The sequence below is a fragment of the Actinoplanes auranticolor genome, from assembly GCF_018332655.1.
GTDB classification, from domain to species: domain Bacteria; phylum Actinomycetota; class Actinomycetes; order Mycobacteriales; family Micromonosporaceae; genus Actinoplanes; species Actinoplanes auranticolor.
This window is the reverse complement of the sequence record NZ_BOQL01000021.1, coordinates 290446-317160: the sequence shown is the minus strand read 5'-3', so window position 1 is coordinate 317160 and position 26715 is coordinate 290446. Positions and strand designations below refer to the sequence as shown.

General features: G+C 72.4%; 29 protein-coding genes. 12 read left to right on the top strand and 17 right to left on the bottom strand.

Annotation, left to right across the window (positions count from 1 at the left end):
- Positions 1-23: 23 nt before the first annotated feature.
- From Aau02nite_RS13065 to Aau02nite_RS13055, 3 genes are all read right to left on the bottom strand, one after another.
- Complete coding sequence (locus tag Aau02nite_RS13065) at positions 24-806, bottom strand: hypothetical protein (protein WP_246595098.1); 783 nt, start codon at positions 804-806, stop codon at positions 24-26.
- Positions 807-925: 119 nt separating this feature from the next.
- Positions 926-2491, bottom strand: coding sequence for a pectate lyase family protein (locus Aau02nite_RS13060; protein WP_212988636.1), 1566 nt, complete (start codon positions 2489-2491; stop codon positions 926-928).
- A 201-nt stretch (positions 2492-2692) separates the two neighbouring features.
- A complete protein-coding gene (locus Aau02nite_RS13055) occupies positions 2693-4747 on the bottom strand; it encodes a S9 family peptidase (RefSeq protein WP_212988635.1) in 2055 nt (684 codons plus the stop codon).
- Positions 4748-4979: 232 nt separating this feature from the next.
- Between Aau02nite_RS13055 and Aau02nite_RS13050 the strand changes: the two genes are divergently transcribed.
- A complete protein-coding gene (locus Aau02nite_RS13050) occupies positions 4980-5189 on the top strand; it encodes a hypothetical protein (RefSeq protein WP_212988634.1) in 210 nt (69 codons plus the stop codon).
- A gap of 120 nt (positions 5190-5309) precedes the next feature.
- Here Aau02nite_RS13050 and Aau02nite_RS47320 read toward each other — a convergent pair whose 3' ends face one another.
- Together Aau02nite_RS47320 and Aau02nite_RS13045 are read right to left on the bottom strand one after the other, a co-directional pair.
- Positions 5310-5438 (bottom strand): hypothetical protein, encoded by a 129-nt coding sequence (locus Aau02nite_RS47320; RefSeq protein WP_281420974.1) that lies wholly within the window; start codon positions 5436-5438, stop codon positions 5310-5312.
- Positions 5416-6759 carry an APC family permease gene (locus Aau02nite_RS13045; protein WP_212988633.1) on the bottom strand — a complete coding sequence of 448 codons (1344 nt, stop codon included), beginning with the start codon at positions 6757-6759 and terminating at the stop codon, positions 5416-5418. Before Aau02nite_RS13045 ends, Aau02nite_RS47320 begins: the two co-directional genes overlap by 23 nt.
- A 111-nt stretch (positions 6760-6870) precedes the next feature.
- On the opposite strand from Aau02nite_RS13045, the gene Aau02nite_RS13040 reads away from it, so the two are divergent.
- Complete coding sequence (locus tag Aau02nite_RS13040) at positions 6871-7362, top strand: Lrp/AsnC family transcriptional regulator (RefSeq protein ID WP_212988632.1); 492 nt, start codon at positions 6871-6873, stop codon at positions 7360-7362.
- Here Aau02nite_RS13040 and Aau02nite_RS13035 read toward each other — a convergent pair.
- The gene (locus Aau02nite_RS13035; RefSeq protein ID WP_212988631.1) at positions 7304-7828 is read right to left on the bottom strand and encodes an Rrf2 family transcriptional regulator; all 525 of its coding nucleotides are present in this window, start codon (positions 7826-7828) and stop codon (positions 7304-7306) included. The genes Aau02nite_RS13040 and Aau02nite_RS13035 overlap by 59 nt on opposite strands.
- 60 nt (positions 7829-7888) lie before the next feature.
- Between Aau02nite_RS13035 and Aau02nite_RS13030 the strand changes: the two genes are divergently transcribed.
- Complete coding sequence (locus Aau02nite_RS13030) at positions 7889-8635, top strand: NIPSNAP family protein (RefSeq protein WP_212988630.1); 747 nt, start codon at positions 7889-7891, stop codon at positions 8633-8635.
- 29 nt (positions 8636-8664) lie between these two features.
- On the opposite strand, the gene Aau02nite_RS13025 is transcribed toward Aau02nite_RS13030, so the two are convergent.
- Positions 8665-9321: a TetR/AcrR family transcriptional regulator gene (locus tag Aau02nite_RS13025; RefSeq protein ID WP_212988629.1), complete on the bottom strand. Its 657-nt coding sequence runs from the start codon at positions 9319-9321 to the stop codon at positions 8665-8667.
- Positions 9322-9401: 80 nt separating this feature from the next.
- On the opposite strand from Aau02nite_RS13025, the gene Aau02nite_RS13020 reads away from it, so the two are divergent.
- Entirely contained in the window at positions 9402-11162 is a 1761-nt protein-coding gene (locus Aau02nite_RS13020; protein ID WP_212988628.1) for an ABC transporter ATP-binding protein, read from the top strand.
- A 10-nt stretch (positions 11163-11172) separates the two neighbouring features.
- On the opposite strand, the gene Aau02nite_RS13015 is transcribed toward Aau02nite_RS13020, so the two are convergent.
- Complete coding sequence (locus tag Aau02nite_RS13015) at positions 11173-12348, bottom strand: amidohydrolase family protein (protein ID WP_212988627.1); 1176 nt, start codon at positions 12346-12348, stop codon at positions 11173-11175.
- A 66-nt stretch (positions 12349-12414) separates the two neighbouring features.
- Positions 12415-12954, bottom strand: a complete 540-nt coding sequence (locus Aau02nite_RS13010) for a hypothetical protein (RefSeq protein ID WP_246595097.1) — start codon at positions 12952-12954, stop codon at positions 12415-12417.
- 213 nt (positions 12955-13167) lie between these two features.
- Between Aau02nite_RS13010 and Aau02nite_RS46375 the strand changes: the two genes are divergently transcribed.
- Both Aau02nite_RS46375 and Aau02nite_RS46370 read left to right on the top strand, forming a co-directional pair.
- Positions 13168-13632: a hypothetical protein gene (locus Aau02nite_RS46375; protein ID WP_246595096.1), complete on the top strand. Its 465-nt coding sequence runs from the start codon at positions 13168-13170 to the stop codon at positions 13630-13632.
- A gap of 232 nt (positions 13633-13864) precedes the next feature.
- Complete coding sequence (locus tag Aau02nite_RS46370; protein ID WP_246595095.1) at positions 13865-14125, top strand: EAL domain-containing protein; 261 nt, start codon at positions 13865-13867, stop codon at positions 14123-14125.
- Positions 14126-14170: 45 nt separating this feature from the next.
- Here Aau02nite_RS46370 and Aau02nite_RS13000 read toward each other — a convergent pair whose 3' ends face one another.
- The 4 genes from Aau02nite_RS13000 to Aau02nite_RS12985 all read right to left on the bottom strand — a co-directional run bounded on the left by Aau02nite_RS13000 (position 14171) and on the right by Aau02nite_RS12985 (position 17383).
- Positions 14171-14392, bottom strand: coding sequence for a hypothetical protein (locus Aau02nite_RS13000; protein WP_212988626.1), 222 nt, complete (start codon positions 14390-14392; stop codon positions 14171-14173).
- A gap of 167 nt (positions 14393-14559) precedes the next feature.
- Positions 14560-15672: a hypothetical protein gene (locus tag Aau02nite_RS12995; RefSeq protein ID WP_212988625.1), complete on the bottom strand. Its 1113-nt coding sequence runs from the start codon at positions 15670-15672 to the stop codon at positions 14560-14562.
- 662 nt (positions 15673-16334) lie between these two features.
- On the bottom strand, positions 16335-16577 hold the full coding sequence (locus tag Aau02nite_RS12990; protein ID WP_212988624.1) for a hypothetical protein: 243 nt from the start codon (positions 16575-16577) through the stop codon (positions 16335-16337).
- Between the two features lie 32 nt (positions 16578-16609).
- A complete protein-coding gene (locus Aau02nite_RS12985; protein ID WP_212988623.1) occupies positions 16610-17383 on the bottom strand; it encodes an SDR family NAD(P)-dependent oxidoreductase in 774 nt (257 codons plus the stop codon).
- 160 nt (positions 17384-17543) lie between these two features.
- Between Aau02nite_RS12985 and Aau02nite_RS12980 the strand changes: the two genes are divergently transcribed.
- The 4 genes from Aau02nite_RS12980 to Aau02nite_RS12965 all read left to right on the top strand — a co-directional run bounded on the left by Aau02nite_RS12980 (position 17544) and on the right by Aau02nite_RS12965 (position 20550).
- Positions 17544-18443, top strand: a complete 900-nt coding sequence (locus Aau02nite_RS12980) for an AraC family transcriptional regulator (RefSeq protein WP_246595094.1) — start codon at positions 17544-17546, stop codon at positions 18441-18443.
- A 129-nt stretch (positions 18444-18572) separates the two neighbouring features.
- Positions 18573-19535, top strand: a complete 963-nt coding sequence (locus tag Aau02nite_RS12975; RefSeq protein ID WP_212988622.1) for an NAD(P)-dependent alcohol dehydrogenase — start codon at positions 18573-18575, stop codon at positions 19533-19535.
- A gap of 108 nt (positions 19536-19643) precedes the next feature.
- Positions 19644-20090, top strand: a complete 447-nt coding sequence (locus Aau02nite_RS12970; RefSeq protein ID WP_212988621.1) for a hypothetical protein — start codon at positions 19644-19646, stop codon at positions 20088-20090.
- Between the two features lie 157 nt (positions 20091-20247).
- Positions 20248-20550, top strand: coding sequence for a hypothetical protein (locus Aau02nite_RS12965; RefSeq protein WP_246595093.1), 303 nt, complete (start codon positions 20248-20250; stop codon positions 20548-20550).
- Between the two features lie 32 nt (positions 20551-20582).
- On the opposite strand, the gene Aau02nite_RS12960 is transcribed toward Aau02nite_RS12965, so the two are convergent.
- On the bottom strand, positions 20583-21347 hold the full coding sequence (locus tag Aau02nite_RS12960; protein ID WP_212988620.1) for an NAD-dependent epimerase/dehydratase family protein: 765 nt from the start codon (positions 21345-21347) through the stop codon (positions 20583-20585).
- A 440-nt stretch (positions 21348-21787) separates the two neighbouring features.
- Between Aau02nite_RS12960 and Aau02nite_RS12955 the strand changes: the two genes are divergently transcribed.
- Positions 21788-23713 (top strand): hypothetical protein, encoded by a 1926-nt coding sequence (locus Aau02nite_RS12955; protein WP_212988619.1) that lies wholly within the window; start codon positions 21788-21790, stop codon positions 23711-23713.
- Positions 23714-23758: 45 nt separating this feature from the next.
- Here Aau02nite_RS12955 and Aau02nite_RS12950 read toward each other — a convergent pair whose 3' ends face one another.
- The 3 genes from Aau02nite_RS12950 to Aau02nite_RS12940 form a co-directional block, all read right to left on the bottom strand.
- On the bottom strand, positions 23759-24541 hold the full coding sequence (locus tag Aau02nite_RS12950) for an SAM-dependent methyltransferase (protein ID WP_212988736.1): 783 nt from the start codon (positions 24539-24541) through the stop codon (positions 23759-23761).
- Positions 24542-24682: 141 nt separating this feature from the next.
- Positions 24683-24928 carry a hypothetical protein gene (locus Aau02nite_RS12945; protein ID WP_212988745.1) on the bottom strand — a complete coding sequence of 82 codons (246 nt, stop codon included), beginning with the start codon at positions 24926-24928 and terminating at the stop codon, positions 24683-24685.
- A 37-nt stretch (positions 24929-24965) separates the two neighbouring features.
- On the bottom strand, positions 24966-25601 hold the full coding sequence (locus tag Aau02nite_RS12940; protein ID WP_212988618.1) for an acyl-CoA-like ligand-binding transcription factor: 636 nt from the start codon (positions 25599-25601) through the stop codon (positions 24966-24968).
- An 80-nt stretch (positions 25602-25681) separates the two neighbouring features.
- Here Aau02nite_RS12940 and Aau02nite_RS12935 point away from each other — a divergent pair, with 80 nt between their 5' ends.
- Positions 25682-26620 (top strand): oxidoreductase, encoded by a 939-nt coding sequence (locus tag Aau02nite_RS12935; RefSeq protein WP_212988617.1) that lies wholly within the window; start codon positions 25682-25684, stop codon positions 26618-26620.
- Positions 26621-26715 lie beyond the last annotated feature (95 nt).

The window sequence follows — 26715 nt, the reverse complement described above, 5'->3', positions numbered from 1 at the left end:
TCGACCGCTGAACCGGAGGATCGTCAGCAGCCCAGTCGCTGGGAGGAGAGGGCGATGTCGTCGATCCACAGGTCGAAGCCGGCCGGGGTGGTGCCGCCCTGGTAGAGCTGCCAGCCGATCTTCACCGTGTCGACGGCGGGCAGGACGAACGGGACCTGGTTGCCGCCGTGCGAGTCCTCGTCGGCGGTCAGGGTGATGTCGTCGCCGATCCAGGTGGTCACCGTGTTCGTCGCCGGGTCGAGGCGCCATTCCACGCACTGCCAGGTGTCCGCGACGGCCGGGGCCGATTCCGTCCAGGCGGTCCAGTCGCCGGTGGGTCCGCCGTCCGCGCCGATGCCCCACAGGTTCCGGTCCACGGTGGGGACGTACTGGCCGCCGACCGGGCGCACGATCTCCGCGCTGCCCGGGCCGGTCGCCTCGACCAGGGTGAAGTGCGCCCAGTCGGGCGCCGTGGGGAACGCGTCGACGCGCAGCCGCATCCGGCCGTAGAAACCGCCCGGGGGTACGGCCAGATCGTCCACCCGCAGGAAGGCGCGCCCGTTGTCGACCGTACGGACGTGCAGCACCTTGCCGCCGCGGCCGGCGCCCCGGCGTTCCACGGTCAGCGTGCCGTTGCGGGTGTCGATCCCCCAGTCGAGGCTGCTGGCGCCGCCGACGGGCAGCCGGTCGAAGTTCTCGCAGAAGAGCACGCCGGGCCGCGCACAGTCACGGGCGCCGGAGGCAACCGCCGCGCCGGCGGCACCGCTGCCGGCGAGCAGGCTGAGGGTCAACGCGGACACAGCGGTCAGCAGGCCGATGGGCTTCAAACCGTTCCTCCTCGAGCAGGTATGGGAGCGCTCCCATCATCGCACACCATCGATGCCTTGGAGGCGCCGCAACGGGGCCGCCGGCTGCGGCGACCCCGTCGTTGTGCGGCGGTGCGGTGCTATCCGGCGTACGTCTCGAACTCGGCGACCCTCGGCGCACCGGTCGAGCCGGTGATGTTGAAGGTGATCTTCGTCAGCGAGGTCGCGGCGAAGCTGATGACGCCCGCGCCGTTGCCCGAGGCCAGGACAGCGCCGGTGGCATGGTTGATGAGCTGCCACGAGCCGATGCTGCCGGCCGAGCCCGACGCCTCGCGGATGTTGACCCGGGACACCGTGGTCGCGGATCCCCACTTGATCGAGATCGAGCCGGTCGCGCCGGCCGGGGACCAGAAGGTGCTCAGGTCGCCGTCGCGGACGTTGCCGTAGCCCGTACCACTGGCTTTGCTGGAGCCGTCCGAGCCGGCGCCGATGCTGAGGTTCGTGCCGCTGGGCTGGGTCGGCGCCGGGGTCGTCGGAGCGGGAGTGGTCGGGGTGGGCGTGGGGGTGGCCGGTCCCGGCGTGGTCGGGGTCGGCTGCTGCGGCGAGCAGTTGCCGTTGGAGACCTGCAGACCCTTGTTGGCGCCGGCCGTCTGGCTGACGATCGCCGGTACGCAGCTCGCGCCGTCCAGGGTGTAGGCGTACGGGATGCTCACGGTGGTGTTGCTCTGCGGGTCGGGTCCGGCGGGGTTGTTCTCGCCGCCCGGCGCGGACCACGTCACGTTGTCGAAGATGTTGCCGCTGACCTGCCAGAAGCCGGCCTCGGAGGTGTAGAAGGTGCCGAGGACGTCCTTGGAGTTCCGGAAGTGGTTGTTCTCCACCTTGGCGCGGGCGCCGGCCCGGGAGTTGATGCCGGACTCGATGAGGCTCACGTACGAGTTGTTGTAGATGTGCGCCACGCCGCCGCGCAGCAGCGGCGCGCGGGAGTCGATGTTCTGGTACGCGTTGTGGTGGAACGTGATGAAGCTGTTGGAGCGGTCGCTCTCGCTCGAGCCGATGAGCCCGCCCCGGCCGGAGTTGCGCAGGATGCTGTAGGACAGGGTCACGTACTGGGTGTTGTCCTTCATGTCGAACAGGCCGTCGAAGCCTTCCGACTCCCCGCCGGACGCCTCCAGGGTCACGTGATCGACCCAGACGTTGCGCACGGTGCTCTCCATGCCGATGGCGTCACCGCCGTTGGAGGTCGGCGAGCCCGACTTCTTGACGTTCCGCACCGTCACGTTCTGGATGATGATGTTGCTGGAGTCCCGGATGTGGATGCCCAACTGGTCGAAGACGGCGCCGCCGCCGACCCCGACGATCGTGACGTTGCTGATCCCCTTGAGCTCGATCTTGTCGGCCGCGGTGTTGCAGCTGGCCCCGGACACCTTGGTGGTGTTGCCGTGGTTGATCGTGCCCTGCACCTCGATGACGATCGGGGTGCTGCTGCCGGCCCGGCCGCACAGGGCGGCGTGGATCGCCGTTCCCGTGGTGGCCCGCACCGTCTGGCCACCCGCACCGCCGGTGGTCCCGCCGTTCTGGGTCGCGTAGCCGGTGACCCCGCCGGTCGCCGCCGACGCCTGGCCCATCGGCAGGGCCACCGCGATGGCGGCCCCGACGGCCGCCGTACCCAGGGCCGCCTGCAGCCGCAATGCGACTCGTCGTCTCATCGTCGTCCCACCTTCTCTCGCGTGTGCCGTGGTTTCGTGAAGCCCGGTGGAGCGCCCCACGGCACCGACGAACATGCCGGCCGGCTCGCCCCAGGTAAGCGCTTACCTGGGGCGAGGATAGAGAGACGTTCATCGATAGGGCAAGGTCCTGTCCGGATTACGGGGATACGGCCGTGATGTTTCCCCGTCATTGCGCGGACGTCAGTGGACGATGCCGAGGGACTCCCGCAGGAAGGCCAGCTCGTACTCCCAGAGACCCGGCACCGACACGCCCATGTGGGTGACACCCGGCAGCGGCAGCACGGTGTGCGGACGGCCCGCCGCCACCAGGGCCGCGGACAGCTTCATGGTGTGCACCGGCAGCACATTGTCGTCGATCATGCCGTGCACGAGCAGCAGGGGACGGCGCAGATCCGGGGCGTCGGCGATCAGCGAGCCGCGCGCGTACCCCTCGGGGTTCTCCGCCGGCAGGCCGAGCGTGCGCTCCTGCCAGTGGGAGCTGTAGAGCAGCTGGTCGGTCACCGGGGCGCCGGCGACCGCGGCGTGGAACACGTCGGGGCGGCGCAGCACCGCCAGGGCCGCCAGGTACCCGCCCGCCGACCAGCCGCGGATACCCACCCGGTCCAGATCCAGGTCGGGGAACCGCCCGGCGGCGGCGTGCAGCGCGTCCACCTGGTCCTGCAGGCGGGGGCCGGCGTGGTCGCCGGCACGGGCGCGTTCCCAGCGGGGCCCGCGCCCGGGGGTGCCCCGGCCGTCCGCGACGACCACTGCGAAACCCTGGTCGGCGAACCACTGGGCGGCCCAGTACCGGGACCGGGCGGCGACGGCCCGCTGCGCGGCGGAGCCACCGTACGGGTCCATGAGCACCGGCAGCCGTGCCGTGCCGGGCTCGTGCCCGGTGGGGAACAGCACCGCCGTCCGCAGCTCCCGCTCCCCCAGCGTCAGCAGCCGCGGCGCCGGGCGGACCGGCGGCTCGGCCGCGAGACTGCGCAGCTCACGACCGTCGACCGTGACCGCCTCACCGTCGAGCGTCTGCGCGTCCACCACGGTCACCCCGCCGGCCCGGCGCCCGCCGTGCAGCCCGGGAGTCGTGGTGATCCGGGCCGGGCCGGCCGACGGCGACCACGTCCACAGGTGCCGCTCGGCCGGCTCCTGCCGGGCCGCGAAGAGCACGGTGTCGCCGTCGACCGAGAGCACTTCGTCCAGCTGCAGGCCGGGCGGGGTCACCGGTACGCCGTCAGCGGTGAGCCGCCGGGTGTCGCCGTCGTCCACGCTCCAGAGCAGGACCCCCGACGCCGTGTACGCGGGAATACCGGCGACGATCGTCGTCCACTCCGGATCGGTGTTCTCCCGTAGCACCGTGGTGGCGCCGGTCACGGGATCGGCGGTCAGCACCCGCATCACCGTCTGGCGCCTGTTCTGCACGACCACCAGCAGCCCGGTCGCGTCCCAGACCACCCGGGTCACGTACTCGAACGTGGCACGGTCCCAGACCACCGGCGTACGGCTGCCGTCGAGACCGAGCAGGTGCAGGCTGACGTCGGCGTTCGGCGTGCCGGCGGACGGGTAGCGCAGGGCGGTCGGTGGCTGCTCGGGGCGACCGGGGTCGGCGACGTACCAGACCTGCACCGGGGCGTTGTCCACCCGTGCCGCGACCAGGCTGCGGCCGTCCGGCGCCCACCAGTAGCCCTCGAACCGGTCCATCGACTCGGACGCCTCGTGCTCGGGCAGGCCCCACGTCACCTCGGGGCCGTCGGGTTCGGCCAGCGGCCGGTCGTCCTTGCCGTCGCGCCCGACCACCCGCAGTTCGGCCTCGCACACGTACGCGACCGTGCGGCCGGCCGGGTCGATCCGCGCCTCGGCGGCCGGCTCCCGCGCGCCCAGGTCGGTGACCCCGGCGGATGTCACGTCGACCGCGTACAGCCGGCCGGCCAGGGTGAACACCGCTGTGCGGGCGGCGGCGTCGGTGGCGTACGAACCGATCCCGGCGGACCGGTCGCGCGCCCGTTCCCGCCGGGCGCGCTCGCGTTCGGTCAGCGGTGCCCCGTCGGCCGCCCCGAGCGCCGTGGCGTCCACCAGCAGGCGTTCCGTCCCGGTCGCCACCTCGTACGACCAGAGATCGCCCACCGGGTCGGCGCCACCGCGCGAGCGCAGGAACAACACCCGGGAACCGTCGGGGGCCACCACGAACCGGCGCGGACGGCCGAGCGAGAACCCCTGGGTGCGGGCGACCAGCGCGGGAAACGAAGAAGTCATGCCCCAGTCTCGCCCGGGGCTTGCCGGTTCGCTGCCGGGTGCCTGCCTGGTCCTCCCACCCGGCCGGGGCCGAGGATCGAGGCACTCGCCGCGACCGGAGGAGGCCCGATCCTAGGGAGGTTCTGTCAGTACCTCCGACACCAGTCCCTCCCAGCCGCCGGATTCTCGACCTAACCTTGCCGGACGGGCCGCGCCCACCTCGGGACCGCCGGATGACGTCAGGAGCTGTGCCATGCGGATCAGAACCGCCCTCAGTGCCGCAGTCGTTTCCCTCGCCGCGGTGACCGCGCTGTTCGTCGCCGGGCCCGGCCCGGCGGAGCGCCCCGAGGCCGCGGAGCCCCTCGTGATCGTGCTGGAGCAGGATCACGACACTCCCGCGTACGCCGCCGACCGGCCGGCGCTGCACGGCGGCTCGTCATCGTGGGAATGCGACGAGGTGTAGGCGAGGCCATGGACGGCGGTTCCTGGTCCTGGCGCCACGTGCTCGAGGACTCGGCCGCCGTACGCGGGGGCGCGATGGCCGGGGCCACCGGCTGGATCCTTCCCGGGTGGCCGTGGTCGGTCACAGCCTCGGCGGATTCGCCGCGCTGATGACCGCCGCCGCGGCGGGCTCGCGCCGCGCCTGGCGGACCGGCCGGTGCTGCTCGTCGGCACGGGCCGCGATCCGGTCACGCCGGTCGGCACGCATCATCACCCGCTGGTGCAGTGGTGCCGGGAGCATCCGCCCGACCGGCTGGAACACCGGCTCTTCGATACCGGTCACGCGCTGTCCGATCACCGGACCGCGCTGGCGGGCACGGTCGTCGGCTTCCTCGATCGGCGGCTGGGACCGGCCACATCGCCGTCACGGCCGTCACCAGCAGAGCCGGGATCAGAGCGTATCCGCTGAGGAACAGGACGGCGGCGACGGCCACCGTGGCGACGGCGGCGACGGCGCGCGGGGTACCGGTGAGGATGCGCCAGCCGGACACCGTGCAGCCGAGGTAGACGGCGAGGAAGAAGGCGCTCGGCACGGTGACCATGGCCGACACCGGGACCCTGCCGGTGCCGAGCAGCCAGGTCGCCACCAGCTCGGCGGCCAGCATGACGGTCAGCAGCCACGGCGGCATGGCCAGGCGGTCGCTCCGGCGCCCCGGGGCGGTCAGCGATCGCGCCAGGGCGGCACCTCCGGTGAAGTAGGCGTTGGTCGTGCCGACGGTCAGGGCGATCGCGGCACCCGCCGCCACCGCCGAACCCGCGGAGCCGAAGGCCAGGGACAGCAGGGCAGCCAGCGGCACCTCCGTGCCGGCGCGCGGGCCGAGTGCGGCGATGGTGACGGCGGCGAGCGAGAGGTAGACGACGGTCGTCACCGCGAACGCGATACCGATGACCCGGGGCAGCCGGCGGCGCGGGTCGGCGAATCGTACGGTCAGCGGCGCGATCGCCTCCCAGCCGACGAACGAGAGCATCAGCAGGGCAGCCGCGGATCCGACGGCCGCCCACCCGTGTGGCGCGAACGGATGCCAGTTGCCGGCGGCCGAGCTCGGCACCGCGCCGGCGACCGCCACGATGACGACGACCAGGAGCACACCGATCAGGGCGAGCTGCACCGTCGTCGAGGTTCGGACCCCGCACAGCGTGACGGCGAGCACGACCAGCAGCAGGGCGGCGCCGGCGAGCGCGGTGCCTCCCCGGCCTGCGCCGAGAGAGGCAGCGAGGTAACCGGCGCCCATGTGGCACACGACGGGTGCTCCGGTGATGATGCCGGCGAGGAAGCACCAGGAAGCGGCGCGGCCGGCCCGGATCCCGAGCCCGGCCCGCACGTAGGCGGCGGCCCCGGCGTTCGACGGCCGGGCCACGCCCAGGGCGGCGAAGACCACGGCGAGCAGGCCGGAAAGGACCAGCAGGCCGATCCACGCGAGGATCGATGCCGGGCCGGCGGCGGCCGCGGCCAGTCCGGGCAGGACGAGCAGACCGGGGCCGAGCAGGGCACCGACATAGAGGGCCACACCCCGGGAGACGCTGAGTTCCATGCCGCAATTTTGTTCCGTACGCAGCCGCACGCGATGGCAAAGATGCTGCCCGGAACCGTCTTCGGCGCACGATTGTGTCGCCGAACCGTGCCGTGACGCCATAATGTGCGTATGCCTCAGTACGACGCCACCGACCGCGCCATTCTCGAGCGGCTCCAGCACGACGGCCGCATCGCCAACGTCGACCTGGCCGACGCGGTGTCGCTGTCGCCGTCCGCCTGCCTGCGCCGCCTGCGCGCGCTCGAGGAGCAGGGGATCATCGCCGGCTACCGGGCCGAGCTGGACCGCGCCCGGCTGGGTCTGGAGCTCACCGTCTTCGTCGAGCTGAAGGCCGACCGGCACTCGCTGGAGACGTCGACCCGGATCGAGCAGGCCCTGACGGCCATCCCCGGCGTGGTGGCGTGTCACGTCGTCTCGGGCCACTCCGACTTCCTGGTGGAGGTGGCGGTGCCGACCCTCGCCGCGTACGAACGGCTGCTGCTGGACCGCATCCTGGCCATCCCGTCGGTCGCCGACGCCCGGAGCACTTTCGCGATCCGTACCGTCAAGAGCCGGGGGCCGTTGCCGCTGGACCATCTGGCACCGCGCCGGGACGATCGCTAGGCAGGCCGGGTATCCCCGCCCATTCGGTGGGCAGGGGGTGCGTGCGCAGCAGGGTGTCCAGCAGGTGGTCGATCGTGTGCCGGGAGAGCTCGCCGGCCACGGCCCGGGCCACCTCCTCGTAGATCTCCTCGAGGACCGGCCCGATGCCGTAGCCGACCGGGCACTCCTGGCTCGGCCGGTGCGGGTGCAGGGCGAAGACGGCGCCCGGCTCGACCAACGCGTACACCTCGGCCAGCGTGATGCCGGCGGCCGGCCGGCCCAGCGACCAGCCGCCGCCGGGCCCGAGGCCGGCGGTGACCAGGCCGGCGTCGCGCAGGGGCCCGAGCGCCCGGCGTACGGCGACCGGGTTGCCGGCCAGGCTCGCGGCGATCTGGTCGCTGGTCAGCGCGGGGTGACCGTGCCGCCGGGCCAGCGCGAGCCAGCACAGGGCATGCACGGCCACGGTGAGGCGACTGTTGCCGGCCATGACGCGTTCCCCTTCGTGGTCCATAATGAGTAACACACATTGTTACAGATGGGGGAAGCCATGCCGAGTCAGCCGCTTGCAGTGCCCGCCGACCTGGCCGGCTGCGACGTCGTCGAGATGCGCCGGTACACGTTGCGGCCGGGCACGTTCGACGAGCTCCAGGCGGTGTTCCAGCGGTGGTTGGTCGACGGCCAGGAGCGGTCGGGTATGCGGCTGGGCGGCCAGTTCCGGGACCGGGACGACCCCGACCGGTTCGTGTGGTTCCGTGGCTTCGCCTCCATGCCCCAGCGCCACCAGGCGCTGGAGGACTTCTACCTCGGGCAGGTCTGGCACGCCCACCGGGACACGGCCAACGCCACGATGATCGACAGCGACGACGTGCTCCTGCTGCGGGCGACCGAGCCGGCGCACCGCCCGGGGCCTGCGGTGGACGCCGGAGCCCCGGGACCGACCGCCGACCCGGCGTGGGTGATTGCTCTGGCCTGGTCGCTCCCGGCCGGCACCTACCTGGAGCCGGCGCTGACCGGCCACGGACACGAGGTGCTCCAACAGGCGCTCGGTGTGCCGGTGGCCATGTGGCGCACCGAGCCGAGCCCCAACACCTTCCCCCGGCTGCCGGTGCGCGACGGCGACCACGTGGTCGCGCTGGCGGTGTTCGCCGACCGGGAGCAGTGGTCGAGGGCGGAGAAGCGGCTCGGCGCCGACACCGGGTGGCAGCGGATCGCCGAACGTCTCGACGAGGCCGGGGTGACCGTTGAGCTCATGCACCTCGAACCGACGGCCACCTCACGCCACCCGATGTCGTGACCGTCGAGCGGGGCCGGGTCTCTGCCCGCTCAGGACGGGGTGATGCCGCCGCGAAGCGCTCGGACCGCGAGTCGCCCGGCCTCATGCGCCGGCATGGCCCCCCGCACGGCCTGCTCCGCGGCGCAGTAGAGCACCGAGTAGTAGACCGCCAGCAGCCAGTCGGCGGGGGCCTCGGGATCGAGCGATCCCTCCGCCTGGCCGCGGCGGATCAGGGCGAGGGTGGTGTCGTCCTCGCCGCCCACCAGGTCGTCAGCGAGCGGATGGCCGGAGAAGCGCGATGGGTCGGTCCACAGGAACAGCACCCAGTCGCCGAGTCGCACCACACTCTCGAGCTGACTCAGGAGCTGGTCCAGGGCCGGCGGCTCGGGCGCTGCGCGCGGGACGTCGTCGCACGGATTGACCCCGCCGAAGACCTCGAGCGCCGTACGGAGGCAGGCGTCGAGCAAGGCCGGACGGTCCGGGAAGTAGCGGTGCAGGGTGCTGCGGCTGACGGCTGCCTGCTCGGCGATGGCACTCAGCGGGGCGGCGAAGTCACGTGCCCACATGTGCACGGCGGCGTCGACGATAGCGCGCCGGGTGCGCCGCCGGACCGGCGTGTCCGGGCTGGACGCCGGCCCGAGCGCTGCTGCGTCGGACGGCGGAAGGACGACGTCTGCGGCGGCCACCGGGCCTGAGGAGGACGGCATACGTGCAGCGTATGCTCCCGCGACCCGAGCGCTCGAAAAAGAAACTTGGCAGGCCGATAATGGGACAGTAGTGTCGCATCATGGCTTCCGAAGGATCCTCCGAGACGCCCCGGTGGCGGCTCCTCGCGGGATACGTCCGCCCGCGCCGCGCTGCGCTGGCCGTGGCCACCGCGCTCGGCCTCGTCGGGACGGCGAGCGGGCTCATCAGCCCGCTGGTCACGCGGTCGGTGCTGGAGCGCCTGGGGACCGGCGCCTCCCTGACGGGTCCCGTCATGCTCCTGATGGGCGTGCTCGTGGTCGGCACCGTCATCGGCTACGTCCAGACCGTGATGCTCGGAACCATGGCCGAGCGCATCGTCCGCGGCGCTCGGCGCGCCATGCTCGGGCGGATGCTGGGCGCCCGGTCCGACGCGATGTCGGGCCGCACCGGCGGCGAGATGGTGTCCCGGGTCACGTCCGACACGACCCTGATCCGCGAGGCTGCGACGAGCAGCCTGGCCAATCTCGTCAACGGGGCGGTCTCCCTGATCGGCACGCTCGTGCTGATGGCCTACCTCGACCTGGCTCTGGTCGGTGCGACGGCCGCCGTCATCGTGGTCGGCTCGGCCCTCGCGATGGCGTTGATGCCGTTGCTCGCGCGCCTGCAGCAGCAGGTGCAGGAGGAACTGGGCCGGCTCGGGGGCCGTCTGGACGGCGTGGCGCGGGCGCTGCGTACGGTCAAGGCCAGCCGCGCCGAGGCACGGGAGCTGGACCGGCTGGGGAGCCACGTCGACCGCGCGGCGCAGCTGGGGACGCGCGCGGTCCGCGTCGAAGCCGCGGCGTGGACGCTGACCGGCGTGGCCATCAACCTCGTGGTCCTGGTGGTCCTCGGCTTCGGCGCCTATCGGGTCTCCGTCGGAGCGCTCGACGTACCCACCCTCGTCGCGTTCCTGCTCTACGTCTTCGGCCTGACGTGGCCGGTGATGATGCTGACGATGAGCGTGACGTCGCTGCAGTCGGGCCTGGCCGCGGCAGCCCGGATCGAGGAGGTCACCTCACTGCCGCAGGAGACCGACGCTCCCGGTGCGAGCGCCGCACCGGTGGGCGTGCGCTCCGACGAGGGCTCCGTGCTCGTGGTCGACGACGTGCATTTCCGCTACGGCCCCGAGGGCCCGGCCGCACTGGCGGGCGCCGCGTTCGAGGTTCCACGTCGCGGTCACACCGCGCTCATCGGCCCGTCGGGCGCCGGCAAGACGACGGTGCTGTCCCTGCTGCTCAAGTTCCTCCACCCGGCCGAGGGACGGGTGCTCCTCGACGGGGTGCCGTACGACGCCTGGACCGCCGACGCCGTGCGCCGCCGTATCGGCTACGTCGAGCAGGACACGCCGATCGTGCCGGGAACCGTCAGGGAGAACATCGTGCACGCGGCGCCCGACGCTGACGACGCACGCGTGTGGGACGCGCTGGAGACCGTGCGCCTGGCCGACAAGGTGCGTTCCCTGCCCCGAGGTCTGGACACGGAGGTCGCGGCCGGACAGCTGTCAGGAGGCGAGCGCCAGCGCTTGGGGATCGCCCGGGCCTTGGTCGCGCGGCCCGCTGTGCTGCTGCTCGACGAGGCCACCGCGCAGCTCGACGCGCTGACCGAGGCCGCGGTCACCGCCGGCGTACGCGACCTCGCGGTCACCGGCGCAGTCGTCTCCATCGCCCACCGGCTCTCGACAGTCATGGACGCCGACCACATAGTGGTGCTCGACGCCGGCCGGGTGCGCGCCGCCGGCAAGCACTCCGAGCTGCTCGCCACCGACGAGCTGTATGCCGGCCTCATCGCGGCGCTACGGATCAGCCCGGCGCCCGTCCCGTGACCGAGACCGTTCAGGCAACCGGCTCACCGGCGAGGTAGACCGCCCGCGGCCGGGCCAGCGTCGTGATGTCCCGGGTCGGGTCGCCGTCCACGAGCACGAGGTCGGCGTCCTCGCCCCGGCGGATGCGACCGCGCCCGGCCAGCCCGCAGACCTGCGCGGCGACCGACGTAGCAGCGGCCAGGGCGGTCGCGGGGTCGATGCCGGAGTGCACGTACTCCGCGATGGTGGCGGGCAGGATGCCGTGCGGTTTGGCCGGGCCGATCCCGGCGTCCGAGCCGGCCACGAGGCGCACCCCGGCCCGGTACAGCCGGGCCGCCCCGTCCTGCAGAGCGGCCTGGGTCAGACCCGCGCGCTCGGCCATCGCCAGCACGGCCGGCGGCACCACCACGGCGGGGTCCGAGCCGAGCGTGGCACAGACCGCGGTCCCCGCCTCGGCGAGCGCGGCCGCCAGGTCGTCCTCGACCCGGGTGCCGGTCGCGGTCACGCAGGTGCAGTGCTCGATGCCGTCGACCCCGGCCCGCAGTGCCTGCCGGACGGCGGAGGTCGCGTGGGCGTGCGCGGTGATCGGCAAGCCGTGCTCGTGGGCCGCCCGTACGGCCGCGGTGAGCTCCTCGTCGGTGAACTGCGGCCGCGTGGTGTCCGTGCCGGGCGTGAACACGCCACCGCTGGCCATGATCTTCACGACGTCGGCGCCCGCGGCGGCCCGGTCCCGGACCGCGGTCCGGATCTCCGCCACCCCGCGGACCTCGCCGCCCATCGACCCGCAGTGCCCGCCGACCGTGGTCAGCGGTGCGCCCGAGGCGACCACGGTGGGCAGTCCGGCACCGGCCGCGGCCCGCCAGGCCGGCACCGCCCCGCGCCGGTCCCCCAGGTCCCGGACCGCGGTCACGCCCGCGGCCAGCTGGGCCCGCAACGACGCCTCGATCACCCCGGACACCTCGGCATCGGGCAGGTCGGCGAGCCGGTCGAGCGCGCCCGGTCCGCTGTCCGCACACAGGTGGACGTGCGCGTCGATCAGCCCCGGCAGCAGCGTGCCGTCCGGCGCCTCGACCACCGGCAGGTCCTCGGGCACCGCATCCGTCCCGAGCCGTACCTCGGCGATCCGGCCGCCGGACACGAGCACCACGGCTCCGCCGTCGTGCATCCGTTCGCCGTCGAACAGCCTCGCCACCCGGATCGCGACCATGCGAGCTCCTCCCCCAGGAGCGGCCGGCACGCCCCGGCCACATCGAAAGAGAAGGATGGCATGCCGTCAGTTCGTCGGCGGCTCGCCCGGCACGGTGAACAGCGGTTGCCACGGGTCGTCCGGGTCGGTCGGGTATTCGGTGGAGGGCGCGCCGCCCGTGGTCGACCATCGGGCCTGGTGCGGCAGCGCATCGAACAGCACCCGGTCCCCCCGGGCGTAGACCTCGGCCGGATCCCATTTGTCGGTCACCCCGGTCACCGCCGGGCTCGGGCGCGGCGCCTTCTCCGACGGGCTGACCGGTCCGATCACCGACCACGGGCTGGGGCTGGACCCGTCCCCCGCCGCCGACGGGTCGAAGCCCTGGTTGACCCACTTCGCCTCGTAGACGACGCCGTGCCAGACCACCTTGTATCCGCTCACGTACTGGGCGGTGAGCCGCCAGACCGGGTACGGGCTGGTCTCCGGGTCGTCCACGACCGGCGCCCGGTCCGGGATCGCCACGGAGTCGCGGCCGGAGATACCCACCGCGCTGCCGGGCAGGCCCGCGAAGACCGACGAGAAGGCCAGCGCGTCCTGGGCCACGCCGCTGCAGGTGTTGGAGTGCACGACGACGTTGGTGTGAGCAGGATGTCGCCGCCGGCGGAGCGCAGCTGGCTGATCCGGCGGTCCAGCTCCAGCGAGGCGGCCGCCTCGTCCGGGGTGTAGGCGCCACCCCAGCTGGGCGCGCAACCGTCCTTCGGGTCGGCCACCACGAAGGCGAGGGCCACGTCGTTCGCCGGATTGACCGCCGGATCCTGAAACTCGAAGGTCGGCGTCAGCGTGACGTCCACGTACGGCACGGCCCAGGACTTCGCGGTCGGGCCGGCCGAGTCGCGCAGGTACAAGCGGCTGGACGTGCTGCGGGTCTACGGCTTCAACCTGATCCTGCTGCCGGTCAACCTCTCCGGCAGCTTCGCCTCGATCCTGCAGCTGCTCACCGGCGAGAAGAGCGCCTTCAAACGGACGCCCAAAGTGCGCAACCGGACGATCGCCGCGACGACGTACCTGCTCGCCCCGATCGCTCTGATCGCCCTCTGCGCCTACACCGTGGTCCGCGACGTGCAGCTGCGCCAGTGGGACGACCTGGTCTTCGCCGGGCTGAACCTGGTGCTGGCCACGTACGCGATGGTGGCGTTCGTCGGGGTCGGCAACACCGTGGTCGACCTGGTGACCCAGCCCCGGTCGAGCTCCTTCGAGGAGTTCACCTTCTTCACCGTCTTCCAGCCGACCTCGACGCGGCGCTGATCCGAGCCGCCCTGGCGTCCGCGACCGCCCTGCCGGAGGACACGCGGCTGGCGGTCAACGTCTCCGGCGACCTGCTGCGGCGGCCCCGGGAGCTGTAACCGCTGCTGGCGGAGAGCACCCGGCCGCTGGTCCTGGAGATCACCGACGCCGACGGCGCGGATCTCTCGAACTTGCCGGCGGGTGTCCGGTCGCGGTCGACGACGCCGGTGCGGGATACGACACGCCGGCCCGGATGGAGGCGCTGAAACCGGGCTTCCTCAAGCTCGGGCGGGCGTCATTGGCCGGGGTGGAGGCCGAGGGTGCCCGCCGGGCCTCGATCCGGTCGCTGGTCGAGTTCGCGCGGGAGTATGGCTGCACTGTCATCGCCGAGGGGATCGAGTCTGCGCCGCAACGTGATGCGCTTGTTGGGTGTGGTGTGCCGCTGGGGCAGGGGTTCTATCTTGGGCGGCCGGTGCCTGTGGAGCGGGCGCTCGCTGACGCTGCCAGTCGCTGACCGGCTACGCGTCGGCTTCGGACGGCCGCTTGCCGCGGCCGGCCTTCAGCTCTCGGCGGCGACGCGTCGCTTGGTGCGCCGCTTGGTGAGGTAGGGCAGCGCGAACAGGTACAGACCCGAGAACAGCAGCAGCCCGAGCGGCAGCAGTGGCACATAGGACACCCACAGCACCGGATCCTCCTGGGCCAGGGCGACGAAGGTGACGATGACCGTCACCGTGAAGGCGATGGCGAGCCAGCGGTGGAACTGCCGGATCCACTTGTTCATGGGGACCTCCTCCTGAAGTGGCTGACCCCGACTCGCGGCGCGCCGGCGGGCGGGATCTCTACGCCGGTCACGCTATGTGCGGTGCGGTGGCGGCCGCTTCTTGATTCCTGACCGGTTCCGCGCAGGATCCACGCCGGGCGCTGAGCACCCGGCGTGGGTGTGCCGGATCAGGCGGACCGCAGGACGAAGTTCCCGTTCGAGGTCTCCTGGTCCACCACGACGACTCCGCGCCGGTCGATGCCGATGACGGTGATGGCGATGTCGCTGACCGGCTCCGGGAACAGGGTGGTCTGCCCCTTGCGCCAGCGGAACGGCACCGCGGTGCTCTGCGGGTCCGGCCACGTGGAACCCGTGACGTCGCCGCGCTCGTTGATGTCCACGCCGCCGCCCACATGGCCCGGCAGGCTGAGGTCGAGCATCCGGCCGGCCCGCCACAGCACCGGCCGCGAGTCACCGGTGCCGAAGGTGGCGGCGCCGGTCATCATCCCGGCCTCGTTGAGGTCCGCGACCCGGCCGGCGGTGGCGTCCGTACCGGCGAGCAGGTCGGTCATCCGGCCCCGCTGCCAGAGGAACGGGTGCTCGTCGGCTGACCCGGCGACCGCGCTGGTGCCGGCCACCTGACCACGATCGTTGATCGCCGTCGGCGTGCTGCCGGCGCCGCCGAGCGTGCCCAGCTCGGTCATCCGGCCGCGTTGCCAGAGGACGGCCCGCTCGGTCGATACCCCGCTCCGGGTGAGGACGCCGATGACCTGACCCCGGTTGTTGATCCCGACGGCCCGGCTGTCCATCCCCGCGGGAGTCGCCAGCATCGTCATCCGTCCGCCCTGCCACACGAAGGCGCGGGAGGCGTCGTTGCGATCGGTCGCGGTGCCGGCGACCTGATCACGCTCGTTGAGGAAGGTCGCCCCGAACGAGGCCACGGCGGGTCGCTTCAGATACCTGACGGACCCGGACCGCCACAGGAACAGCCCGCCCGGGACAGACCCGGCGATGTGCCCCTTGTCGTTGACGGCGCCGGCCGTGGCGCCCTTGACGGGCACAGCGGTGGGGGTACGCCGGCCCTGCCACCACACGACGGCCCGGTAGTTGTCGGCGGCGTCGATGCTGGCGCCGATGATGTCGCCGCGCTCGTTCATCGCGGTGGCGAACGACCCCGGGCCACCCAGCGAGTGCAGCGGGACCAGTCGTCCCGTACCGGCGGCGGGTGGCGGGGCCGCGGTCGCCATGGAGGGGACAGCAACGGTCAGCGCCACGGCGCCGGCCGTCAGGATGAGACTCACTCTTCGGATCGGGTACAAGGTGTCGGCTCCTCAGATCGTGGCCATGTCACCTTGTTCGTCACCGCCGGCCCCGGATCCGTTCACCGAACGCACTGTCGCGTCGCCGACTCAGCAGAACCAGGACCAGGTCGGATCAGGTCGTCTGGTACCGCACAGCGTTCATGGCCGCCCGGATCCGCAGCCACGTCGGGTCCGTGTCCTCCGCGCTGGTCACGGTCGCGAGGTCGTCCTGCTTCCAGCTCGTCCGGGCTGAACACCGGCGTCTCGTAGCCGTCGCAGTCCAGGATCAGCGCCCGGCGGAGCACCCGCATCGCGGTCCCGGCGGCCCGCGCGAACAGGCCGAGGGTCGCGCCCTGATGGCTGCTGAACGTCAGCCTCAAACCGCCGGCCGGATGCACGGCGACTCCGGTGTCCCACCACGGTCCGGCTGTATCCGACCTCACCGCAGCGGCCGAGAGACCGGACCCCGCGGAGCTGGACTGCGGGCGCGACGGTTCCCGCGGCGAGGTCGATGACGTCCGACGACACCGAGCCGTAGGTCGTGCTGCTCGACGACGGTGACGCCCCCGACGCTCGGCCGTCCGGACTGAAAGCCAGATACCGGCACGCCGTGGTGGCAGGCACAACCTCCACGTAGGACATTCCCGAGGCGGTCCACTGCGTCACGCCGTCCTCGCCGGACGCCACCGGCAGGGGCTGGGTCGGATGCCACGCCACCGGGGCATCCGGTCCCGGTCGATGATCCCGATCTCCCGCAGGTCCTGCCCCGCACAGTCCCAGATGCGCACCGCCGGGCTCCCGGAGGCCGGGCCGGCGACCAGCGGAAGGCGGGGATGGCACACCAGCCGCTCGACGGCAGCTCCAGCACCCACGCGGATCCGGGCCACGGTCTGCATGACAGCCATCCCGACACCTCAGGCCGTGCGGATCGGCGCGGTCAGAGGTCGTAGCCGCCGGAGACCTCGATGTTCTGCGCCGTGATCCAGCGGCCGTCCTCGCCGAGGAGGGTCGCGATCACCATGGCGATGTCGTCGGGCTCGCCGATGCGGCCGAGGGCGGTCTTGGCCGCGAGCGCGGGGATGACCTCGGGGTACGCCTCGAAGGCGGCCACCCCGGAAGAGTCGGAGAGCCGGGTCCGCGTCGGGCCGGGCGAGACGGCGTTGACCCGGATGCCGCGGGGCGCGAACTCCTTGGCCAGATAGCGGGTCAGTACGTTCAGGCCGCCCTTCATCGTGGCGTACGCGGAGAAGCCGGCGTCCACCAGTCCGGTCGGCAGCGCCGAGTTGCTGCTCACGTTAACCACAGCGCCGCCGTCGACCAGCAGGGGCAGCAGGGTCTGGGTCAGGAAGTACGGACCCTTGAGCAGGACCCGCATGAACTTGTCGAACAGTTCCTCGGTGGTGTCGGTGAACATGGCCATCCCGCCGAAGCCGGCGTTGTTGACCAGGTAGTCGAACGTGTCCCGCTGCCAGGTGTCACGCAGTGCCGCCCCGACCTGCTCGCGGAACTCCGGGAAGGTCTCGCTACGGCCGATGTCGAGCCGCAGAGCGACGGCGGTGCCACCCTCCTTCTCGACGGCGGCGACGGTGTCCCGGGCGCCGGCCTCGTTGCCGCTGTAGGTGAGGATGACGTCCGTCCCCCGCTTGGCGAGCTGGATGGCTGTGCTCTGCCCGATGCCCGAGCTGGCGCCGATGACGATGGCGACCTTCATGCTGTACCCACCTGTTCGATCCTGGAGCCTTGGGCAGCTCCCTGCGATGTCGATGGATCCATTCCAGCATCGTGAGCAGGTCGAACAGTAGAGCAATGCTCCCGTACCCTTGCCTGATCCTCTCCTTGTGAGGAACGCGGCGGGATGCTCTAATCGATCCGTGCCCCTCGACGAACTCCGCACCCTGCTGGCCCGCCATGCCCGCGAAGACTGGACCACCCCCATCGACGGTGTCCTGATCGGCCGGGCCGAGCAGGCGTTCGAGTCATCGGTGTCGATGTCCGGGATGGTCCTGGCCCTCATCGCCCAGGGCGCGAAGACACTCGCGCTGGGCGACCGGGTGTACGAGTACCGCGCCGGGCAGTACCTGGTCGCGTCGGTCGACCTGCCGGTCACCGGTCACTACACCGAGGCGAGCACCGCGCGCCCGGCGCTCGGCTTCGGGCTGGTCCTGCAGCCGGCGGCGATCGCCCAGCTGCTGCTCGCCGCGCCCGGCGACCTTCCCCGGGGCGGCGGCACACCGTCCGCGATGGCTGTCAGCGACGCGCCGGCCGAGCTCATCGACGCGGCCGTGCGGATGCTGCGTCTGCTCGACCGGCCACGCGACATCCCGGTGCTGGCCCCGTTGATCGAGCGGGAGATCCTGTGGCGGCTCATCACCGGCGAGCAGGGTGCCACCGTCCGCCAGCTCGGCCTGGCCGACAGCAGCCTGGCCCACGTCGCCCGCGCGGTCCGGTGGATCCGCGAGAACTACCGGGAGTCGTTCCGGGTGGAGGACGTGGCGCGGATGAGCGGTATGAGCGTGTCCGCGTTCTACCGCAATTTCCAGGCGGTCACCGCGATGAGCCCGATCCAGTTCCAGAAACAGATCCGGCTCCAGCAGGCCCGGCTGCTGCTGGCCACCCGCCCGGGCGACGTGACGGCGGTCAGCCACCAGGTCGGCTACGACAGCCCGTCGCAGTTCAGCCGCGAGTACCGCCGCCAGTTCGGCGCACCACCGAGCCAGGACGCGGCCCGCCTCCGCGAGGCCACCCAGTCCTCCGAGCTGTCCGTGCCCTGACCCGCCACGCCCCGTCCTGCCCTGCCCCGTCCTGCCCCGCCCCGTTAGCGTTGCCGCGCCGTCGCCAGCGACTCGCTACCGCGCGGCGCCCTCAGCGCGGTCACAGCGGCGCCTCCCCATGATGAGCCCATGCGAGCGGTGATGTTCCAGGCGTACGGTCCGCCCGAAGTCCTCACCCCGGTCGACCTGCCCACGCCCGTGCCCCGCGGCGACCAGGTTCAGGTTCAGGTGCACGCGACCACGGTCACCTCCGCCGAATGCGGCATGCGCCGGGGTGAGCCCCGCTGGGGCAGACTCATCCTCGGACCGCGCCGGCCCCGCAAGGGCGTCCGGGTGCTCGGGCTGGAGTTCGCCGGCCAGGTCACGGCTGTCGGCCCGGCGGCGCGGCGCTATGAGATCGGCGATCGCGTCTTCGGATTCACCGGCTTCGGCGTCGGGGCGAACGCCGAGTACAAATGCCTGTCCGAGCGGGCATCGCTCACCTGGATGCCACCGAACGTCAGCTACCAGCAGGCCGCGGCAACCGTGGACGGCTTCACCACGGCCTGGTACTTCCTGCGCGAACTGGCCCGGATCCGATCAGGACAACGGGTCCTGGTCATCGGCGGCTCCGGCAGCATCGGCACGTACGCGGTTCAGCTCGCGAGGCGGACCGGTGCCGTGGTCCACGCCGTGTGCAGCGGCCGCAACGTGAAGCTTGTCGAGTCACTGGGGGCGGAACGGGTCTTCGACTACACCGTCGAGGACTTCACCGCCGGCGGCGAGCGGTACGACGCTGTCTTCGACACCGTGGGGCGGAGCTCGTTCGCCCGGTGCCGGCCGGTGCTGGCACCTCGGGGCTGCTACCTGCCCACGACGGGGCTGGTGAACAACGTGCTCGCCCTGCGTACCGCGGTCACCGGTGGACCGCGGGTCCGCACCGGCATGTCGGTGCGCAAGCACGCGGCGCTGGCCGAGCTGCGCGACCTGCTCGCGCAGGACGCGCTCCGGATCATCATGGACCGCAGCTACCCACTGGCCGAGCTCGCCGAGGCGCACCGGTACGTCGACAGCGGCCACAAGACCGGCAACGTCGTCATCACCGTCACCTGAACATGAACCTCAACCCGACCTCACCGCGGAGAGCGTCACCTCAACCCGACCTGACCACAGGAAGCGTCACCTCAAACTGACCTGGCGGCGGGAAGCGATGATGGCAGCGTGTCCCGAACCCCGGAAGTCTCCGGCGTGGAGGCCGACGACCGCACGGTCGGGGGTCTGCTCGCCTATCAGGCTCTGATCGAGATCCGCGCCCTGGCCGGGAAACCGAGCCGCCACCCGGGAACGGTGAATGCCGACGAAGTGCTCATGGAGATCCGGGTGCTGGCGGACCGGGCGCACAATCTACCCCTGGGACCGGGCCCGCGAGGCAGGTGGCGAGCAGCCCGCGCGCGGCACGCCGGCCCCCGGGAACAGGCGATGCGGGCCCGGCCGATGAGCTACACCTGGCACACCACGGGTGAGCAGGGACGAGTGTGGATGCTGCGGCACATCTCCGAGGCGGGATACCGGTGGACACCGCCACCGCCTCTGCCGACGTCCGGTAGGAACGCCGACGCTTGGTCCTTCCGCCGGTGGCTGCGCGCGCTGGTCGCCCGACTGAGGTAGGGAAATGACCGGCACCGCCGCTGATTGATCGTTTGCGCCGAGGTGCTTCGCTGACGCCTTCGATCCCGCGACGTAGGAGCCGACGATCTTCTTCTTCGAAGGCGAGCGGGCCGGCCTTTCCCAGCGCCGGTCTCCCCTGGCCGGCTTCTGGGCGCTGGTGGTGGGCGGCGCCCTGCTCATCGTGCTGACGGTGGCGCTCCAGCCGGTCACCGACGTGCGGGACTGCTCGAACTACGGCGGCAGCGGCAACGCCAGCGTCTTCTCCGACGAGAACTGGGATCTGATCTACCCGCTGCTGTTGCTGGCCTGGCTGTCCGCGGTCGTGACCGAGCAATTGCTACCGATCACCTGGAACGGCCGGAAGGGTGGTTTGATCGTCGCCCGGGCCACGCTCGCCGTGATGGTTGCCCTGGTCGCCTCCTGCTGCGCCGGCGTCCAGCTGCTCGGGCTCTGCCACTAGCCGGCCGGGTACGCACCCACAGGACCATCTCGTCATGGCTTGCCGAGCGGCTTGGCCGGCATCGTCCCGCCGACCAGCCGGTGCTCCGGACGGTTCAGGTCCGGCTCCCCCACCGTGGCGGCCCAGCGCTCCGCGTCGTCCTGCGGCTGGTAGCCGATCGCCTGGCCACCCGCGGGCGACCACCAGCGGCGGGTGTTGGCCGACACGCCCCAGACCAGCCGCCACCCGGTCGCCGTGAGTGAAGCCTCCACCAGCCGCGCCGCGTCGTCGGGCGAGAGCCACACCGACAGATCGCGCGGGTCGCCGGGCTGCTCGGTGCAGGAGCCGATGCGTAGGCAGATCACGTGGATGCCGTACCGGTCGTGGTAGAGCCGGCCCAGCGACTCCATCGCCGCCTTGCTCCAGCCGTAGTAGGAATCCGGCCGCGGCGGCACGTCGTCGGCCAGGCCCTCCGGGCCGGCGTCGGCACGCTCGTACAGCCCGGCCGCGTGGTTGCTCGACGCCAGCACCACCCGCGGCACCCCGGCCTCGTGCGCCGCCTGCAGCACCCGCTCGGTGCCGCGCACGTTGACCGCCAGCACGTCCTCGAACGGCCCCTCACCAGCGATCCCGCCCAGGTGCACCACCGCGTCGACGCCCCGGCAGGCCCGCCCGACCGCCGCCGCGTCGGTGACGTCCAGCGCCTCGACGCCCTCGCCGGCCCGCACGTCGGTCAGCCGCAGCTCGTGGTGGCCGAGCCGCTCGCGCAGCATGTGCCCGATGGAACCGGACGCGCCGGTCAGGAGAATCACCGCCATGGGTCCGGTGTGCCCCATGGGCGCAACCCCATGCCTGACCAGGACCACCATCCGTCCGGGCGGAGTCGCCGACCCCGAAACCGTCAACAGAGCCGCCGTGAGCGCCGAACGACCGACCAGGGCCGAGCCACCCACCCCGCGGTCATCGAGCAAAAAGCCGCCGGCCACGCGGATCAACCGGCCAGGACCACCGACCACCCCGGCCCGAACCACCCACCCCGCAACAGCCGCCAGAGCCGCCCCAGCCGCGCCGATCGACCGGCCAGAGCCATCGATCACCCCGACCGAGCCGCCCGCCCCGTGATCATCGGGCAGAGCTGCCGGACGCATCGATTGACTTGGCCGCCGCCGCGCTCCTACGCTCACCGTTTCTCAGGTGTCTATTCGGTTACTCCGCAGTGAGTATCGTCTGTTATTCAGGTGAACGGGGAGTTTTACACGTGTACGCCGTCCTGGCTTGGTTCTCCGAACGCCGCGATCCCGCCGGGACCGACGCTGCCCTGCGGCGCTGGCGGGCCGCGGTTGATCCGCTGATTCCCGACGAGTACGCGCGGCGGCACTTCGGCGGCGACGACTGGGGCCTGGAGGTGCTGCACACGACGACCCCCGGGGCGTACCGCTGGCCGATTCTGGCCGAGGAGGGCCCGGTGACCGCCGTGTCGATGGGCCTGCCGGTCGGCATGGACACCACCGGCGGCGCGATCGGGCTGGCCCGGCGCCTGCTCGCCGGCGAGGAGGTGCACGGCGACGTCGTGCCGCCGTTCACGATGCTGGCGACCGAGGGTGGCGAACGCTTCGCGATCCAGCAGGACTGGCTGGGCATGGGCCGGGTCTTCACCGGCAGCGCCGGCGGGATCACCGTTTTCTGCACCCGGCCCGGGCCGGTCGCCGACTTCCTGCACGGCCGCCGGGAGCCCGACCTGGACGGCTGGCTGGCGTACACGGCCAGCGGCCAGTTCGGTGGCGACCTGTCGCCGATCCGCGGCGTGCGGCTGATGTCGCCGGGTGAGCACGTCACCGGGCAGCGGCACCCCGCCGGCGGCTGGCGGCTGACCTCGCGGATCCGCCGGTCCGCCGACGACATCGTGGCCGAGGGCGTGGCCGCCCAGAAGGGCGGTGCCGAGGCCGCCATCCAGCTCGCCGCGGACGGCATGCTGGCCGTCGCCGACAGCATTTTCGAGCTGTACGACGACGAGATCCACATCGGGTTGTCCGGCGGCAAGGACTCCCGGGTCATCGCGGCGACGTTCCTGGCCGCGGGCAAACCGGTCAACTTCAGCACCAATGCGGACTTCGCCGCCGAGGGGGAGACCGCGACCCGGTTGTTGGAGATCGTCCGGGAGAGCCGGGGATGGAAGCCCGACCACCGGGTGTTCCTGGCCGGCGAGCCGGCCGACGTGCTGAGCGAGGGCCTGCTCGAGCGGACCCGACGGCTGCAGAGCCTGTACGACTTCCAGTTCCCGTCCAGCTACATCGAGCGGCCCGCGACGTCCCGTCAGCTGTCCATGTACCGGCCCGCCTCGATCAGCGGCGTCGGCGGTGAGCTCATCGTCGCGTACTGGTATCCGGCGGACGAGAGCACCGACCTGGACATGGCCCTCGGCCGGCAGACCGCGATCGACCACCTGGCCCGCAGCACGCCGCCCCGGTCGATGGCGCCCGAGGCGCTCGCCCGCGAGCACGAGCGGATCGGCGCGATCGCCGATCACGGCGCGACCCTGGGCATCCAGGGCCAGGCCCTGGGCGACTACATCTACCTGGTCGAGCGCGACCGCCGCTGGTTCTCGCCCGCGTACATGCACGGCGTCATCTCGCCCTTCCTGTCCCCGGCGGTCGTGGCTGCGTCGTTCGCGCTGACCGCGGCCGAGAAGCGCCGGTGGGCGATCCACCACGGCCTGCTCGACCGGCTGGTGCCGGAGTGGCAGGGCGTGCCGTTCGTCAAGGGCGCCGGTCACGGGCAGAGCACCGCCACCGCCATCTGGGACGGCGACGGTGTCAAGACGATGTGCGACCTGCTGGACACCACCGGCGGACCGCTCACCGAGCTGATCCGCCCGCAGGCGATCCGGACGGCCCTCAAGCACTGTGTGGACGGTGCCCACCCGGGCAAGCGCAACGCGACCGCGCTGCGCCAGTTCACCTACCTGGCGGTGGCGACCCAGGCCCTGCTACCGGACGAGGTGCGCAGCACGCCACCCACCACGTACGCCCGGCTGACCGCGCCGCCGAAGCCGAAGCCGAAGACGCCGAAGACGCCACCGCCGCCGCCGTCGCTGATCCGCAAGGTCGGCCGGCGGATGCGCTTCATCCGCCGGACGGCCCTGGGCCGCCGGGTCTGGTCGGCGGTCGGCAAGCGCGTCCGCTGATCCCGCCCGCCCGCCTCACGAGGCGGGCGGATCGGCAGCGGCCGGTCAGCGGCGGGTCGCCGCCACCGCGCCGTAACCCGTGGCCTCCGCGGGGGTCGGCCGGGGCCCGTCCCCCTCCGGGCGCCAGTCGGACACCGAGACGATTCCGGGCTCCAGCAGGTCCAGGCCGTCGAAGAACCGGGAGACCTCGCTGAGCGTCCGCGGGGAGAAGCGCGGCTTGATGTTCTCGTTCACCGCGTTCATGGCGGCGATCGTCTCCGGGTCCAGCGGGTCGAACGTCGCGTGCGACAGCACCAGGTAGCTGCCCGCGGGCAGGGCGCTGACCAGCCGCTCCACGATGCCGTACGGGTCCTCGGCGTCCTCGACGAAGTGCAGGACGGCGACCAGCAGCAGGGCCACCGGCTTCGTCCAGTCCAGGGTGTCGCGGACGGCCGGGTCACGGAGGATCTTCTCCGGCTCACGCACGTCGGCGTCGATGTAGGCGGTGGCGCCCTGCTCGGAGCTGGTCAACAGGGCCCGGGCGTGGGTGAGCACCAGCGGGTCGTTGTCCACGTAGACGATGCGGGACTCCGGGGCGATGCCCTGGGCCACGTCGTGCACGTTGTTCGCGGTGGGCAGCCCGGTGCCGATGTCGAGGAACTGCCGGATGCCGGCCTCGGCGGCGAGGAAACGCACGGCCCGCTGCATGAAGGCGCGGTTCTCCCGGGCGGCCGTCCGGATGTGCGGGAACACTGCGGCGATCGCCTCGGCGGCGTCCCGGTCGGCCTGGAAGTTGTCCTTGCCGCCGAGCCAGTAGTCGTACCGTCGCGCCGGGTGCGGTTTGGTCATGTCGATGCGGGCTGCGCCACTTGACCACTGCTCGTCGGTGCTCACCACGATCTCCCGTCGTCCTTGACAATGTGGCGTCGGGGTCCCGCGGGAGCGTGCCCACGAGATCCATTCGGGCCATCGTAGTGGGGCGATGAAGTCTCAGCGGCGGGGCGGGCGGTTGCGCCGGCCGATCCGGCCCCACGGCTTCACCACGCTGAGCACCGTGGCGACCGTCAGGGCGGTCAGCGACACCGCCGGCGGGAAGAACAGCGACGAGATCTCGGCCGGGGCCTGCGCTCCGGACCCCAGGTCGCGCCGGTACGCCGGCGCCACCGCCGGCCCAGGACGAAGGTTGCCACGCTGCCGGATCCCCGGGCCCGGCGCGTACGTCGAGCGGCGACTCATCGCCTACGCCGCCGGCCGTAGCGGCGGTCCGGCCCGGTCAGCGCGGTGCGGGTGCCCCGGCCGGCGCGTCGAGGGCCGGAGCCACGACGGCGAAGGCCTGATCGGTCAGCTCGGCGAGGCGCTGCTCGTCGTCGCCCGGCCGCCACTGCTGCAGCACGGTGTCGAACACCACCAGGGCCATCCCGGCCGCGATGCGCGGGTACGGGTCGGTGTCCGGGTCCAGGCCGCGACGGGCGGCCAGCTCGGCGATCAGCCCGGCCCGCCACTGGGTCTGGCGTTCCAGCCAGCGGGCCTGCAGGGCGGGGGTGTCCAGGACCAGGCGGACCACCTTGCGGGCCCGCTCGATGTGGTCGGGATGGTCGGTGCAGGCGGCGAGCGGCACCCAGACGGCATGGCGCAGCGCGACCGACGGCGGCTCGCCGGCCGGCCGGGCGGCGAGCGCGGCCACGATGTCGGCACCCATGTCGGCCAGGAACCGGACGACCACGTCCTCCTTGGACGCGTAGTAGCGGTTGAAGGTGCGCCGCGACATGCCGGCCTCGGTGACGATGTCGTCGACGGTCACCGTGTCGAAGCCGCGGGTGGCCAGCAGCATCAGGGCGGCGTCGCGCAGTTCGTCGGCGACGAGCTGGCGTTTGCGTTCGGCCACGCCGGTGTTCACCCGGGATTGCATGGGGCGATGCTACGTCATGCCTTGAATGGCCGAGCGAGCACAACTTGACGCAGTGTGCCACGAATAGCACAGTGGGACGCATGACTGCTGATGGCTGGACCGAGGCCCTGATCCCCGACCAGACCGGCCGAACCTTCGTCGTCACCGGCGCGACGAGCGGGCTCGGCCTGGCCACCGCGCAGGCGCTGGCCGCCTGCGGGGCGCGCGTGGTGCTCGCCGTACGCGATGAGGAGAAAGGCCACCGCGCGGCCGCCGGCATCGCGGCGGCCCGGCCCGGCGCGGAGCTGGAGGTACGGCGGGTCGACCTGGCCGACCTCGGATCGGTACGCGACTTCGCCGCCCGGATGCACGCCGACCACCGCCGGCTGGATGTCCTGATCAACAACGCCGGGGTGATGGCCCCACCCCGGACGCTCAGCCCGCAGGGCCACGAGCTGCAGTTCGCCACCAACCACCTCGGGCACTTCGCCCTCACCGGCCTGCTCCTCGACCTGCTGGCCGCCGGCGGCCGGCCCCGGGTGGTCACCGTGACCTCGGTCAACCACCGGCAGGCCCGGCTGCCCTTCACCGATCCGGCCGGCGAGCGGCGCTACTCCCCCATGGGCGCCTACAACTCGTCCAAGCTGGCCAACGCGATCTTCGGCCGGGAGCTGCACCGGCGGCTCAGCGCGGCGGCGAGCCCGGTGCGTAGCTTCCTCGCCCACCCCGGCTACACCGCCACGAACCTGCAGACCAGCGCCACCACCGGGCTCTGGCGGTTCCTGCTGGGCCGGATCGGCAACCCGTTGCTGGCCCAGCCGGTCGACCGCGGCGCCTGGCCGCAGCTGTTCGCCGCCACCGACGCGGCAGCGCAGCCGGGTGAGCTCGTGGCCCCGGACGGCGCGGGCGAGCTGCGCGGTCACCCGGCCCCGGGCAGACTGTCCGCGGCGGCCACCGACCCGGAGCACGGCCGCCGCCTGTGGGAGCTGTCCGAACAGGCCACCGGCGTACGGTTCACCGCCCTGCGGCCGTCGGTCTGACCTGCGGCACGCGTCCGGACCCCCGGGTCCGGACCAGGGCATCTCACGGGCGCGACGGGTACGGCGCGCGGAGCAGACTTCGGGCTGTCAGCAAA

Coding starts and splice junctions, on each gene's coding strand:
- Aau02nite_RS13060 (WP_212988636.1), bottom strand. CDS start 2,491: ATGAGACGACGAGTCGCATTGCGGCTGCAGGCGGCCCTGGGTACGGCG.
- Aau02nite_RS13055 (WP_212988635.1), bottom strand. CDS start 4,747: ATGACTTCTTCGTTTCCCGCGCTGGTCGCCCGCACCCAGGGGTTCTCG.
- Aau02nite_RS13050 (WP_212988634.1), top strand. CDS start 4,980: ATGCGGATCAGAACCGCCCTCAGTGCCGCAGTCGTTTCCCTCGCCGCG.
- Aau02nite_RS47320 (WP_281420974.1), bottom strand. CDS start 5,438: ATGATGCGTGCCGACCGGCGTGACCGGATCGCGGCCCGTGCCGACGAG.
- Aau02nite_RS13045 (WP_212988633.1), bottom strand. CDS start 6,759: ATGGAACTCAGCGTCTCCCGGGGTGTGGCCCTCTATGTCGGTGCCCTG.
- Aau02nite_RS13040 (WP_212988632.1), top strand. CDS start 6,871: ATGCCTCAGTACGACGCCACCGACCGCGCCATTCTCGAGCGGCTCCAG.
- Aau02nite_RS13035 (WP_212988631.1), bottom strand. CDS start 7,828: ATGGCCGGCAACAGTCGCCTCACCGTGGCCGTGCATGCCCTGTGCTGG.
- Aau02nite_RS13030 (WP_212988630.1), top strand. CDS start 7,889: ATGCCGAGTCAGCCGCTTGCAGTGCCCGCCGACCTGGCCGGCTGCGAC.
- Aau02nite_RS13025 (WP_212988629.1), bottom strand. CDS start 9,321: ATGCCGTCCTCCTCAGGCCCGGTGGCCGCCGCAGACGTCGTCCTTCCG.
- Aau02nite_RS13020 (WP_212988628.1), top strand. CDS start 9,402: ATGGCTTCCGAAGGATCCTCCGAGACGCCCCGGTGGCGGCTCCTCGCG.
- Aau02nite_RS13015 (WP_212988627.1), bottom strand. CDS start 12,348: ATGGTCGCGATCCGGGTGGCGAGGCTGTTCGACGGCGAACGGATGCAC.
- Aau02nite_RS46370 (WP_246595095.1), top strand. CDS start 13,865: ATGGAGGCGCTGAAACCGGGCTTCCTCAAGCTCGGGCGGGCGTCATTG.
- Aau02nite_RS13000 (WP_212988626.1), bottom strand. CDS start 14,392: ATGAACAAGTGGATCCGGCAGTTCCACCGCTGGCTCGCCATCGCCTTC.
- Aau02nite_RS12990 (WP_212988624.1), bottom strand. CDS start 16,577: ATGGCTGTCATGCAGACCGTGGCCCGGATCCGCGTGGGTGCTGGAGCT.
- Aau02nite_RS12985 (WP_212988623.1), bottom strand. CDS start 17,383: ATGAAGGTCGCCATCGTCATCGGCGCCAGCTCGGGCATCGGGCAGAGC.
- Aau02nite_RS12975 (WP_212988622.1), top strand. CDS start 18,573: ATGCGAGCGGTGATGTTCCAGGCGTACGGTCCGCCCGAAGTCCTCACC.
- Aau02nite_RS12960 (WP_212988620.1), bottom strand. CDS start 21,347: ATGGCGGTGATTCTCCTGACCGGCGCGTCCGGTTCCATCGGGCACATG.
- Aau02nite_RS12950 (WP_212988736.1), bottom strand. CDS start 24,541: ATGACCAAACCGCACCCGGCGCGACGGTACGACTACTGGCTCGGCGGC.
- Aau02nite_RS12945 (WP_212988745.1), bottom strand. CDS start 24,928: ATGAGTCGCCGCTCGACGTACGCGCCGGGCCCGGGGATCCGGCAGCGT.
- Aau02nite_RS12940 (WP_212988618.1), bottom strand. CDS start 25,601: ATGCAATCCCGGGTGAACACCGGCGTGGCCGAACGCAAACGCCAGCTC.
- Aau02nite_RS12935 (WP_212988617.1), top strand. CDS start 25,682: ATGACTGCTGATGGCTGGACCGAGGCCCTGATCCCCGACCAGACCGGC.